This is a genomic window from Bacillus sp. AF23 (assembly GCF_020861455.1).
In the GTDB taxonomy this organism is placed as follows: Bacteria; Bacillota; Bacilli; order Bacillales; family Bacillaceae; genus Bacillus; species Bacillus halotolerans.
Window position 1 is genome coordinate 41832 of record NZ_JAJHVY010000011.1, and the last position, 13205, is coordinate 55036.

Genomic DNA, 13205 nt, shown 5'->3' on the forward strand with positions numbered 1-13205 from the left:
AACTGATATGGAACTTTTTAAATATATGGAGCAATACGATTATGAGCAATTGGTTTTCTGCCAAGACGAACAATCAGGATTAAAGGCAATTATCGCAATTCATGATACAACATTGGGACCAGCGCTCGGCGGAACGAGAATGTGGACGTATGAAAATGAAGAAGCTGCGATTGAAGACGCACTGAGACTTGCAAGAGGCATGACTTATAAAAACGCGGCGGCAGGCTTAAACCTGGGTGGCGGAAAAACGGTTATCATCGGCGATCCGCGCAAGGATAAAAATGAAGAAATGTTCCGCGCGTTCGGCCGTTATATTCAAGGGCTTAACGGCAGATACATTACGGCTGAGGATGTCGGCACAACGGTTGAGGATATGGATATCATTCATGATGAAACAGATTTTGTCACAGGTATTTCTCCTGCATTCGGCTCTTCAGGAAATCCGTCTCCTGTTACGGCTTACGGGGTGTATAAAGGCATGAAGGCTGCCGCTAAAGCTGCATTCGGCACGGACTCTCTTGAAGGAAAAACCATCGCTGTACAGGGTGTTGGCAACGTGGCTTACAATCTATGCCGCCACCTTCATGAAGAAGGAGCAAGCTTAATCGTTACGGATATCAACAAGCAATCAGTTGAACGTGCGGTACAAGATTTTGGTGCACGTGCGGTTGATCCAGAAGATATTTATTCACAAAACTGCGATATTTATGCGCCGTGTGCTCTTGGTGCAACCATTAATGACGATACTATTAAGCAGCTGAAAGCTAAAGTGATTGCAGGCGCGGCTAACAATCAGCTGAAAGAAACTCGCCACGGCGATCAAATTCACGAAATGGGCATTGTTTACGCACCGGACTACGTCATCAACGCGGGCGGCGTTATCAACGTGGCGGATGAGCTTTACGGCTATAATGCGGAACGTGCACTGAAAAAGGTTGAGGGCATTTACGCCAATATTGAACGCGTCCTTGAAATTTCCCAGCGTGACGGCATTCCGACGTATTTAGCGGCTGACCGCTTGGCTGAAGAACGAATTGAACGCAATCGCCGCTCAAGAAGCCAGTTTTTGCAAAATGGCCACCATATATTAAGCAGACGCTAAGAAATTGATCTGGAGGTTTTGAAATGCTACATGATGAAAAACGCATTCTCACCATTAATCCAGGCTCAACTTCAACGAAAATCGGTGTTTTTCATAATGAACGCAGTATTTTTGAAAAAACACTGAGACACAACATAGAAGAGCTGCAGCAGTTCGACCATATTATTGACCAGTATGAGTTTCGAAAAAAGCATATCCTCGAAACGCTTCATGAACAGGGCATCAATATTTCAAAATTTGATGCTGTCTGTGCCAGAGGTGGTCTTCTCCGTCCGATAGAAGGCGGGACATATGAAGTGAATGACGGCATGATTGAGGACTTGAAAAGCGGTTATGCAGGACAGCATGCCTCCAATTTAGGAGGCATTATCGCAAGAGAAATTGCTGACGGCCTCAACATTCCATCTTATATTGTAGACCCTGTTGTAGTTGACGAAATGTCAGAGCTCGCTAAAATATCAGGCATGCCGGAAATTGAACGGAAAAGCATCTTTCATGCGTTAAACCAAAAAGCTGTCGCCCGTAAGGCGGCAGCCTCTCTTGACAAACGATATGAGAATATGAAAATGATCATTACTCATTTGGGCGGCGGCATTACAATAGGTGTACATGACCGGGGCCGGGTGGTGGATGTCAACAACGGCCTTCACGGAGAGGGGCCGTTCAGTCCTGAACGCGCAGGAACAGTGCCTGCGGGGGATCTCGTCAATTTATGCTTTTCAGGAGAATATACAAAAGAAGAAATGATGAAAAAACTGGTGGGAACCGGCGGACTCTCCGGTTATCTCGGTACAAATGACGCTGTGAAAGTAGAACAAATGATTCAGGAGGGCGATGAAAAAGCCCGCTTAATTTTTGACGCCATGGCGTATCAGGTAGCGAAGGAAATCGGAGCAGCAAGCGCCGTTTTAAAAGGCGAAGTCGAGGCCATTGTTCTGACAGGAGGTCTGGCTTACGGCAAAAGCTTTGTTTCCAGCATCAGATCATACATAGATTGGATTTCGGACGTTTTAGTATATCCGGGAGAAAACGAACTGCAATCTCTGGCCCAGGGAGCGCTCAGGGTATTGCAGGGCGAAGAGCAATCCAAACAATATCGCATTGAATAGACAGACAGGAGTGAGTCAGATGGCAACTGAGTATGATGTAGTCATTCTGGGCGGCGGTACAGGCGGTTATGTCGCGGCGATCAGAGCGGCGCAGCTCGGCTTAAAAACAGCCGTTGTAGAAAAAGAAAAGCTCGGCGGAACATGCCTGCATAAAGGCTGTATTCCGAGTAAAGCGCTGCTGAGAAGCGCGGAAGTGTACCGGACAGCCCGTGAAGCCGATCAATTCGGAGTCGAAACGTCCGGCGTTTCCCTCAACTTTGAAAAGGTACAGCACCGTAAGCAGGCTGTTGTTGATAAGCTTGCAGCAGGCGTCAATCATTTAATGAAAAAAGGAAAAATTGACGTGTATGACGGATATGGGCGCATCCTCGGACCGTCTATTTTCTCTCCGCTGCCGGGAACGATTTCTGTTGAGCGGGGAAATGGCGAAGAAAATGACATGCTGATCCCGAAGCAGGTCATTATAGCTACAGGCTCAAGGCCAAGAATGCTTCCGGGGCTGGAAGCGGACGGAGAGTTTGTTTTGACCTCGGATGAAGCTCTCCAAATGGAGAAGCTTCCAAAATCGATGATCATCGTCGGCGGAGGGGTCATTGGAATCGAATGGGCATCCATGCTTCATGACTTTGGCGTAAGCGTAACGGTTATTGAATATGCGGACCGGATATTGCCGACTGAAGACCAGGACATTTCAAAAGAGATGCAAAGCCTTCTTACGAAAAAAGGAATTCAGTTTGTCACAGGAGCTAAAGTGCTGCCTGATACGTTGAAAAAATCGTCAGGCGAAATCAGCATACAAGCGGAAAAAGACGGAGAAACCGTTACCTACTCTGCTGAAAAAATGCTCGTTTCCATCGGCAGACAGGCAAATATCGAAGGAATTGGGATAGAAAACACCGATATTGTCACTGAAAATGGCGTCATTTCAGTAAATGAAAGCTGCCAAACGAAGGAATCTCATATTTATGCAATCGGAGACGTAATCGGTGGCCTTCAGCTAGCTCATGTTGCATCGCATGAAGGAATCATTGCCGTTGAGCATTTTGCGGGTCTCAATCCGCATCCGCTTGAGCCAACACTTGTACCGAAGTGCATTTACTCAAGCCCTGAAGCTGCCAGTGTCGGCTTAACAGAAGATGAGGCAAAAGCGAAAGGGCATAATGTCAAGATCGGCAAGTTCCCATTTATGGCAATTGGAAAAGCGCTTGTATATGGAGAAAGCGACGGATTTGTAAAAATCGTGGCGGACCGTGAAACGGATGATATTCTCGGCGTGCATATGATAGGCCCGCATGTCACTGACATGATATCAGAGGCAGGTCTTGCAAAAGTGCTGGATGCGACGCCATGGGAGGTCGGACAAACGATCCACCCGCACCCGACGCTGTCTGAAGCGATTGGAGAAGCAGCGCTTGCTGCAGATGGCAAAGCCATTCATTTTTAAAAGCATAAAGGAGGCGCTTGAATGAGTACAAACCGACATCAAGCATTAGGGCTGACTGATCAGGAAGCCGTTGATATGTATAGAACCATGCTGTTAGCAAGAAAAATCGATGAAAGAATGTGGCTGTTAAACCGTTCTGGTAAAATCCCGTTTGTTATCTCTTGTCAAGGACAGGAAGCAGCACAAGTAGGAGCAGCTTTCGCCCTTGACCGTGAAACAGACTATGTGCTGCCTTACTATAGAGACATGGGTGTCGTGCTTGCGTTTGGCATGACCGCGAAGGACTTAATGATGTCCGGATTTGCCAAAGCAGCAGATCCAAACTCAGGAGGCCGCCAAATGCCGGGGCATTTCGGTCAAAAGGAAAACCGGATTGTGACGGGGTCATCTCCGGTAACAACGCAAGTGCCGCATGCGGTCGGCATTGCGCTGGCTGGACGCATGGAGAAAAAAGATATCGCGGCTTTTGTCACATTTGGAGAAGGATCTTCAAACCAAGGCGATTTCCATGAAGGGGCAAACTTTGCCGCTGTTCATAAGCTTCCGGTTATTTTTATGTGTGAAAACAATAAATACGCGATTTCGGTCCCTTACGATAAGCAAGTGGCATGTGAAAATATTTCAGATCGTGCCGTAGGCTATGGAATGCCTGGCGTAACTGTGAATGGAAACGATCCGCTCGAAGTTTATCAAGCGGTGAAAGAAGCGCGTGAACGGGCGAGCAGAGGAGAAGGCCCTACCTTAATTGAGACGATTTCTTACCGCCTGACACCGCATTCCAGCGATGACGACGACAGCAGCTACAGAGGCCGTGAAGAAGTAGAGGAAGCGAAAAAAAGTGATCCCCTGTTTACTTATCAAGCTTACTTAAAGGAAATAGGCCTGCTGACCGAAGAGATAGAACAAACCATGCTGGACGAAATCATGGCAATCATAAACGAGGCGACAGATGAAGCGGAGAACGCTCCTTATGCAGCTCCTGAGTCAGCGCTCGATTATGTGTATGCGAAGTAGGGAGGAAGTACAAATGTCAGTAATGTCATATATTGATGCGATCAATTTGGCAATGAAAGAAGAAATGGAACGAGATTCACGTGTCTTCGTTCTTGGGGAAGATGTAGGAAAAAAAGGCGGGGTATTTAAAGCCACAGCCGGTCTGTACGAACAATTTGGAGAAGAGCGTGTCATGGATACGCCGCTTGCTGAATCAGCGATCGCCGGAGTCGGTATCGGAGCGGCTATGTACGGCATGAGGCCGATTGCTGAAATGCAGTTTGCTGATTTTATAATGCCGGCGGTAAACCAGATTATTTCCGAGGCTGCTAAAATCCGCTACCGCAGCAACAATGACTGGAGCTGCCCGATCGTTGTCAGAGCGCCGTACGGTGGCGGCGTGCACGGAGCGCTTTATCATTCTCAATCAGTCGAAGCGATTTTCGCCAATCAGCCCGGACTGAAAATTGTGATGCCTTCAACGCCATATGACGCGAAAGGACTCTTAAAAGCCGCAGTTCGTGATGAAGACCCGGTGCTGTTTTTTGAGCACAAGCGCGCGTACCGTCTGATCAAAGGAGAGGTTCCGGCAGATGATTATGTACTTCCTATCGGCAAGGCTGATGTAAAAAGGGAAGGCGATGACATCACGGTGATCACATACGGGCTTTGTGTCCACTTTGCTTTACAGGCTGCAGAACGTCTCGAAAAAGACGGCATTTCTGTACATGTGGTGGATTTAAGAACGGTATACCCGCTTGATCAAGAAGCGATCATCGAAGCCGCATCCAAAACCGGAAAGGTCCTTTTGGTCACAGAAGATACAAAAGAGGGCAGTATCATGAGTGAGGTGGCTGCCATTATATCCGAGCATTGTCTGTTCGACTTAGACGCGCCGATCAAACGGCTTGCAGGTCCTGATATTCCGGCTATGCCTTATGCGCCGACAATGGAAAAATACTTTATGCTCAACCCTGATAAAGTAGAAGCGGCGATGAGAGAATTAGCGGAGTTTTAAAGACGTAAGGAGGATACGATCATGGCAATAGAACAAATGACGATGCCGCAGCTTGGCGAAAGCGTAACGGAGGGCACAATCAGCAAATGGCTTGTCGCCCCTGGAGATAAGGTGAACAAATACGATCCAATTGCGGAAGTCATGACAGATAAGGTAAACGCGGAGGTTCCGTCCTCTTTTACCGGTACAATAACAGAGCTTGTGGGAGAAGAAGGCCAGACCCTGCAAGTCGGAGAAGTGATTTGCAAAATCGAAATAGAAGGCGCAAAGCCGGCTGAACAAAAACAAGATCAGACGGAAGTGCCAACTGCCGGGCAAGCTGCTCCTGAAAGCAACACTGAAGCAGCCAGCCAGGCCAATAAGAAACGTTTTTCTCCAGCTGTACTTCGTTTGGCCGGAGAGCACGGCATTGATCTTGAGCAAGTGACAGGAACGGGCGCCGGAGGAAGGATTACGAGAAAAGATATTCAGCGTATCATTGATTCAGGCGGTGTTTCCGAACGGACTGAGGAGCCAAAAGCAGCTGCTCCTGCACCAGTGCAAAAACAGGAGACGAAAGAAGATGTTTCTCATCCTGCTTCAGCAGCCGGTGATAAAGAAATTCCTGTCACAGCTGTTAGAAAAGCGATCGCTTCAAATATGAAACGAAGCAAAACAGAAATTCCTCACGCTTGGACGATGATGGAAGTCGATGTCACAAACATGGTGGCATACCGAAACAGTATAAAAGATTCCTTCAAGAAAACAGAAGGCTTTAATTTAACTTTTTTCGCTTTTTTCGTAAAAGCGGTCGCTCAGGCGTTAAAAGAATACCCGCAAATGAACAGCATGTGGGCGGGGGACAAAATCATTCAGAAAAAAGATATCAATATTTCAATCGCGGTTGCCACGGAAGATTCTTTATTTGTTCCGGTGATCAAAAACGCTGATGAAAAAACAATTAAAGGCATTGCGAGAGAAATTACCGACCTTGCCAAAAAGGTAAGAGACGGAAAACTGTCAGCAGACGATATGCAGGGAGGAACGTTTACCGTCAACAATACAGGTTCTTTCGGATCTGTTCAGTCGATGGGAATCATCAATTATCCTCAGGCTGCGATTCTTCAAGTGGAATCGATCGTCAAACGCCCGGTTGTCATGGATCACGGCATGATTGCAGTCAGAGATATGGTCAATCTGTGCCTGTCTTTAGATCACAGAGTGCTTGACGGCCTCGTGTGCGGAAGATTCCTGGCGCGTGTCAAAGAAATTTTAGAATCTATAGATGAGAAAACCTCTGTCTACTAAACAAACAGAAAGAGCATTTTTTGAATGATAACTTCAAAAAATGCTCTTTTTCTATGTATCATTATTCTGCGATTCGAATTTTCATCTCAACCCGATATTCTTCTTGTTTTTTCGGCGAATAATGAATCGGTATGATTAACTCGTATACATCACTGATAACCGTTAATTGATGGTCCGCGATATACTTAATCAGCTTCTGTAAGTTGAGAAAATAATGCTCCGGCGAGAAATTATAAGCGATACAAACATATTTGCCTTTTGGTATCGTTGTGATTTCCATATCCGGCGTAATCGAAGAAATTTGTTTATTCGTTAAGACAGGCGTGAAAATATGACGGTAAGTCATTTCATCAATGTTGTTGTACGGCTGAAACGAGAAAGTAGCACCGTAGCTATTGTTCGTAAAACCATCAGCTGATTCGATAAAGGTTTTTAGTTTGCTGTATGAAGCGTTGAGCACGTTTTCAGGCCCGATTCCCTCTGCCTCTGTCTGTATAATCCGTATTTCTCCTTCATCTAGAACAAACACCTCACCGAGCGCAGGATATTCCATCTGCCGCTTCATTCGCTTTTTCACCAGAGCAATGGTCTGCTCCAATGTTGATAAAAAATCTAATTTCTCCTTGATTTGCTTTTCCTGCTCTGTATAAAAAGAAAACAGTTCTTCCATCTCTAATTCCTGTGCCTTTTTCATCTCTTCTAAAGGTGTGCCGATATATTTTAATGATTTAATCAAATCAAGATGATAGAGCTGGGAGTCTGTATAAAAGCGGTATTTGGTATCCGGGTCGACGTAGGCGGGTTTAAATAAATCAATCTTATCGTAATACCGAAGCGCTTTAATCGACACATTTGCCAGTTTTGAAACTTCTCCAATTGAGTAAAACGAGTCCTTCATGCCATCACTCCCCTTATGATCAGTATAATAAAAAAGCGCATCCTTTGCAGTACACAAAGAATACGCTTTTTTTACATGCTGGCGTTTATATGGGCAGGGGCTTTCCAGGCAATGGTCAGCGCAATGCCAATGGCTAAAGCTGCTGTTGCAAAATAGAATGGATAGTTTAAGTCAATATCGAATAGCATTCCCCCGATAATGGGGCCGAACACATTGCCGATGCTCGTAAACATTGAATTCATCCCGCCGGCAAACCCCTGTTCATTTCCCGCAATTTTTGACAGATAGGTTGTTACGGCCGGCCGCATAAGATCGAATCCGACAAATACGGTGAAGGTAACTAATAAAATCGCAGCATATGAATTTACGATGGTCAGCAAAAACACAAGACTAGTTGAGAGAATTAAGCTGTAGCGGATTAAACGGATTTCCCCAAACCACCTTGTAAAGCGGTCGAATAAGACGACTTGCGTGATGGCTCCGACAATTGCTCCCCCAGTTATCAAAATGGCAATGTCACTGGCCGTAAATCCGAATTTATGATCAACAAATAACGCAAATAAAGATTCAAACGATGCTAATCCAAAAGACGATATTAAAATGATGAGAAAAGCAATGAAATACATAGGTGCAAAGATCCGCTTGAATCCAGTCTTTTGGCCCTCTATTTTCTCATTCTCAGGATTTCGCTCCGGTTCCCGAAGCGTCAGCATCGATAAAATGGCTGCTATTAACGCAAAGGCTGCCGCAAAGAAGAAAGGCAGACGGGAATGGATTTCCGCTAAAAATCCGCCAATGCCGGGGCCGATAATAAAACCTGTTGAAATAGCGGCTGACATATAGCCGAGCGCTTTCGGCCGTGTTCTAACAGTAGTGATATCGGCGATAAAAGCCGTGACCCCGGGCATAATGAAAGCAGCACTGATACCGCCAAGCATACGGGATATAAATAAAATGTCAACTGTTTTTCCGATGCCGAATAAAAACTCTGAAACACTAAAAAACAACAGGCCAATCACGATCATAATTTTGCGTCCGAAGCGGTCAACCCAGCGTCCGGCGATTGGTGACACAATAAGCTGCGTAACAGCGAAGCATGCAACCATATAGCCGACCGCGGTACCGGATAAATGCAATTCATTCATAATCGCGGGTGTTACCGGAATCACAAGCCCGATCCCTAAAAAAGCAATGAATAAATTGGTTAATAATATAGCTAATGTGATGTTCTGTTTCTTCATGTGACTTCCCCTTTTTACGAAAGTGTATCCCTTATACTGTAAGACCTCCTCTTAGGGGAGAGTCAACGGATTTCTTTCTATGAAGCTGTTCTCACTTTATAAACGTCCATGACCAGCGGACAGTTATTCATTGCGGGGAATAAGCATGTCAATGTGCTGCGGAAGGACTTGAATCACAGTGGGTGTATGTGTATACACTTCTCCATCTGTATCAGCCTTTTTAACAGTATCCGTTTCAATTTCGACGCGAGAGGCCTGAACATAGGAAAGCTCTCCGGTGAATCGCTCTATTGTACCCTGTTCCATATTCATCAGCTCACGCAAAGCGGAGAGATTGGTGCTGCGGCAAATGAGGATATCAAGTAATCCGTCACATATACTGGCATCCGGCAGGGGAATTCGATTCGTTCCGATGTACTGTCCGTTCATGACAAGCAGCATAACGGCTTCATCTTTTATCTCTTGCCCATCGATTGTCAATGAAATAGGAAAAGATTCAACAGATGAGACGGTCCGTAACGCGCTTGTAAAATAGCTGATTTTTCCTAATAGGGCTTTTTCCGTTTCGTTGATTTGATTCGATGTTTCTGCGATCAGGCCGATCCCCCAGAAATTCAAAAAATAACGATCGTTCATCTGGCACACATCAACCTTGGATTTTTTTCCTGCCACAAGTGCTTCGGCTGCCTTTGCAAGATTTTGAGGAATGCCCAGCACTCTTGAAAAGTCATTGCACGTTCCGCCGGGCAGAATACCGACAGCTGGCCTTCTTTCTAAAGTACTGATGCCGTTGATGCATTGATGGACTGTACCGTCGCCGCCGAGAATAAAGACAGTCTCGATAGAATCATCTATTGAACGGCAAAAATGATAGGCATCGTCTTTTTTCTTTGTCTGTTTAATGATCACCTCATCTAACGATTGTGATAAAACCGGCACAACAGCTCCCAATGCTTTTTCTATATTTTTGTTGCCGGCGTTTCCGTTATGAATAAGTAAAGCTTTCCTGTGGCTCATACAAAACTGCTCCTTTATTTATACATCTGATCATATAATTCCCTTTTCTTGTAAGCAGTAAACGGAAAGCAAAAAATCCTCCGATATAAGCGGTGGCATTTGCCGATAAGGCGGTTTCCTTGCTATCATAGGAACAGATGATGAAAAAGGAGAGGTCTTCATTGAACATGGACTTTAATTTATTTATGAATGATGTTGTCCGCCAAGCGAGACAAGAAATTACGGCTGCCGGATATACCGAGCTGAAAACAGCTGAAGAGGTGGACGAGGCACTTACGAAAAAAGGAACGACGCTTGTCATGGTCAACTCTGTCTGCGGATGCGCGGGCGGGATCGCAAGACCGGCTGCATACCATTCCGTTCATTATGACAAAAGACCTGACCAGCTCGTGACTGTGTTTGCGGGACAGGATAAAGAAGCGACGGCAAGAGCGCGCGAATATTTCGAAGGATATCCGCCATCCTCTCCGTCATTTGCTATTCTAAAAGACGGGAAAATCATGAAAATGGTGGAGCGTCATGAAATTGAAGGCCATGAGCCGATGGCAGTTGTCTCAAAACTGCAGGAAGCCTTCGAAGAATATTGCGAAGAAGTATAAGATAATAAAACCCCGGATGCCCGAGCGGCACGGGGGTTTTTTGTGCATAAAATTCCAAGTGATAATGAATAAATATTAGAGTTTATTCAATAGCTACGCTACAGAAGATGTCCTTTTATATAGTAATATGAAAAGAGATTGCTGGAAAAATAAGCTTCGAGATAATTTTTAAAAATAGTATTGCATAAAAATAAGAAAGTGTTTAAAATACAAATTAACGAATAAATATTCAAATATGATAAAAGTAATGAATATGGGGGAAATGGATCATGAAAAAATGGCTCTTATTACTGATAGCTGCGTGCATCACCTTTGCATTATCTGCTTGCGGCTCAAGCAGTTCAGGTTCAGAAAGCGGCAAGAAAAAATTAGTTATGGGAACTTCGGCGGATTACAAACCGTTTGAATATAAAGATGGCGATAACATTGTCGGTTTTGATGTAGATTTGGCAAAGGCCCTTGCGAAGAAAACCGGCTACGAAATTGAAGTGCAGGATATGGACTTTAACAGCTTAATTACAGCACTGAAATCAAAACAAGTGGATTTGGTTTTGTCAGGAATGACACCGACGCCTGATCGTAAAAAACAAGTTGATTTTTCGGATGTATATTACACAGCGAATCATATGATTGTCAGCAAAAAAGACAGCGGCATTAAGTCTTTAAAAGATCTGAAAGGAAAAACAGTCGGCGTTCAGCTTGGCTCCATTCAGGAAGAGAAGGGGAAAGAGCTTTCTCCGGAATATGATTTTAAAACAGAAGACCGCAACAGAATTTCTGATTTGGTGCAGGAAATCAAATCTGACCGCTTTGACGCCGCGATTATTGAAGACATGGTGGCAGAAGGGTATTTCAAATCAAATGATGACCTGCAGGGCTTCGTGATTCCTGATGCGAAAGCGGAAGAAGCCGGTTCTGCGATTGCTTTCAGAAAAGACAGTGAACTGACGGCCAAATTCAATAAAGCGCTCAAAGAAATGCAAGATAACGGAGAGCTCGAAAAATTGAAGAAAAAATGGTTCACTGGCGAGAAGTAAAAAAAGCGGCTCAACTTTTTCGTTGAGCCTTTTTATTGAATAGGAAATCTTTTTTCCTGTAAGAAAAGGAGACAAAGGCTATGAATTTGGATTTTTCAGCAACGATCCCCCAAATTCCTTTTATATTAGAAGGCTTAGCAATCACATTAAAAATTGTTGTTGTATCTGCTATTATCGGACTTATATTAGGGATTGTGCTAAGCTTATGCAAGATCAGCACATTCCGCCCGCTGATCTGGATTGCTGATTTTTACACATCAGTATTTCGCGGCACGCCTTTAGTGCTGCAGCTTATGATTGTTTATTTTGGGCTCCCGCAGCTGCTCGGCTTTCAAATTGACCAGTTTTGGGCGGCGGTTGTCGCATTGTCACTGAATTCCGCTGCTTATGTATCGGAAATTATCAGAGCGGGAATCAACGCAATTGATAAAGGGCAAAAAGAGGCTGCTGTCGCACTGGGTGTTCCGTACGGCAAAATGATGAAGGATCTGCTTTTGCCGCAGGCCTTCAAAAATATATCACCTGCCATTGTAAATGAATTAATTACGTTAACAAAAGAATCAGCGATCGTTACAGTTATTGGTCTTGGCGATGTTATGAGACGCGCGTATCAAGCTGGCGCCGCCACTTACAATTACCTTGAGCCGCTGATTATCGCCGGATTGATTTATTATGTGCTTGTCCTTATTTTAACGTTTATCGGCAAGGCTGTAGAAAGGAAGCTGAAATCCAATGATTAAGGTTGAAAAGCTGTCAAAATCATTTGGGAAACATGAAGTATTAAAAAACATTTCAACAAACATCGCTGAAGGTGAGGTTGTTGCCGTCATCGGCCCTTCAGGCTCAGGCAAATCAACATTTCTTCGCTGTTTGAATCTCTTGGAGAAACCTAACGGCGGAACCATCACAATTAAAGACAAAGAGATTACGCAGCCGAAAACCAATACATTAAAGGTACGGGAAAACATCGGAATGGTATTTCAGCATTTTCATCTTTTTCCGCACAAAACGGTTCTCGAAAATATCATGTACGCACCTGTAAATGTCAAAAAAGAATCCAAGCAGACTGCACAGGGAAAAGCCGAAGAGCTGCTGCGCAAAGTCGGATTGTTTGAAAAGCGAAATGACTATCCAAACCGTTTATCAGGCGGACAAAAGCAGCGTGTCGCCATCGCTCGTGCTTTGGCAATGAATCCTGAAATCATGCTGTTCGACGAGCCGACATCCGCGCTTGACCCTGAGATGGTCAAAGAAGTGCTCCAGGTCATGAAAGAACTGGTCGAAACCGGTATGACCATGGTAATCGTTACACACGAAATGGGCTTTGCAAAAGAAGTGGCCGACCGCGTGTTATTTATGGATGAAGGAATGATTGTCGAGGACGGCAATCCGAAAGAATTTTTTCTTTCGCCAAAATCCAAAAGAGCGCAGGACTTTTTAGAAAAAATATTATAGAATAT

The 13205-nt window shown here is 44.7% G+C and carries 13 protein-coding genes; 10 read left to right on the plus strand and 3 right to left on the minus strand.

Going from position 1 to position 13205, the window contains the following annotated elements:
* Positions 1 to 7 precede the first annotated feature (7 nt).
* From bcd to LNN34_RS03195, 6 genes are read left to right on the plus strand one after another with little or no spacing between them, the layout of a single operon-like run.
* Positions 8 to 1102 (plus strand): branched-chain amino acid dehydrogenase, encoded by a 1095-nt coding sequence (gene bcd / locus LNN34_RS03170; protein ID WP_044154665.1) that lies wholly within the window; start codon positions 8 to 10, stop codon positions 1100 to 1102.
* A gap of 23 nt (positions 1103 to 1125) precedes the next feature.
* Positions 1126 to 2211 (plus strand): butyrate kinase, encoded by a 1086-nt coding sequence (gene buk / locus LNN34_RS03175; RefSeq protein ID WP_229042707.1) that lies wholly within the window; start codon positions 1126 to 1128, stop codon positions 2209 to 2211.
* 19 nt (positions 2212 to 2230) lie between these two features.
* Entirely contained in the window at positions 2231 to 3655 is a 1425-nt protein-coding gene (gene lpdA, locus LNN34_RS03180; protein ID WP_229042710.1) for a dihydrolipoyl dehydrogenase, read from the plus strand.
* Between the two features lie 21 nt (positions 3656 to 3676).
* Entirely contained in the window at positions 3677 to 4669 is a 993-nt protein-coding gene (bfmBAA, locus tag LNN34_RS03185; protein ID WP_044154670.1) for a 3-methyl-2-oxobutanoate dehydrogenase subunit alpha, read from the plus strand.
* Between the two features lie 13 nt (positions 4670 to 4682).
* Positions 4683 to 5666, plus strand: coding sequence for a 3-methyl-2-oxobutanoate dehydrogenase subunit beta (bfmBAB, locus tag LNN34_RS03190; RefSeq protein ID WP_024121983.1), 984 nt, complete (start codon positions 4683 to 4685; stop codon positions 5664 to 5666).
* Positions 5667 to 5687: 21 nt separating this feature from the next.
* Entirely contained in the window at positions 5688 to 6953 is a 1266-nt protein-coding gene (locus tag LNN34_RS03195; protein ID WP_059293637.1) for a dihydrolipoamide acetyltransferase family protein, read from the plus strand.
* Positions 6954 to 7014: 61 nt separating this feature from the next.
* Here the strand turns inward: LNN34_RS03195 and LNN34_RS03200 are convergent, their stop codons facing one another.
* From LNN34_RS03200 to LNN34_RS03210, 3 genes are all read right to left on the minus strand, one after another.
* A complete protein-coding gene (locus tag LNN34_RS03200) occupies positions 7015 to 7851 on the minus strand; it encodes a MerR family transcriptional regulator (RefSeq protein WP_229042712.1) in 837 nt (278 codons plus the stop codon).
* 71 nt (positions 7852 to 7922) lie between these two features.
* A complete protein-coding gene (gene bmr, locus LNN34_RS03205) occupies positions 7923 to 9092 on the minus strand; it encodes a multidrug efflux MFS transporter Bmr (protein ID WP_229042714.1) in 1170 nt (389 codons plus the stop codon).
* Between the two features lie 123 nt (positions 9093 to 9215).
* The gene (locus LNN34_RS03210) at positions 9216 to 10109 is read right to left on the minus strand and encodes a YegS/Rv2252/BmrU family lipid kinase (protein WP_229042715.1); all 894 of its coding nucleotides are present in this window, start codon (positions 10107 to 10109) and stop codon (positions 9216 to 9218) included.
* A 161-nt stretch (positions 10110 to 10270) separates the two neighbouring features.
* On the opposite strand from LNN34_RS03210, the gene brxB reads away from it, so the two are divergent.
* The 4 genes from brxB (at position 10271) to artR (ending at position 13200) form a co-directional block, all read left to right on the plus strand.
* On the plus strand, positions 10271 to 10708 hold the full coding sequence (gene brxB / locus LNN34_RS03215; protein ID WP_024121978.1) for a bacilliredoxin BrxB: 438 nt from the start codon (positions 10271 to 10273) through the stop codon (positions 10706 to 10708).
* Positions 10709 to 10977: 269 nt separating this feature from the next.
* On the plus strand, positions 10978 to 11745 hold the full coding sequence (artP, locus tag LNN34_RS03220) for an arginine ABC transporter substrate-binding protein ArtP (RefSeq protein WP_069487206.1): 768 nt from the start codon (positions 10978 to 10980) through the stop codon (positions 11743 to 11745).
* Between the two features lie 80 nt (positions 11746 to 11825).
* Positions 11826 to 12485 (plus strand): arginine ABC transporter permease ArtQ, encoded by a 660-nt coding sequence (artQ, locus tag LNN34_RS03225; RefSeq protein WP_014664528.1) that lies wholly within the window; start codon positions 11826 to 11828, stop codon positions 12483 to 12485.
* The gene (gene artR / locus LNN34_RS03230) at positions 12478 to 13200 is read left to right on the plus strand and encodes an arginine ABC transporter ATP-binding protein ArtR (RefSeq protein WP_024121976.1); all 723 of its coding nucleotides are present in this window, start codon (positions 12478 to 12480) and stop codon (positions 13198 to 13200) included. The genes artQ and artR overlap by 8 nt, the downstream gene beginning before the upstream one ends.
* Positions 13201 to 13205: the final 5 nt, after the last annotated feature.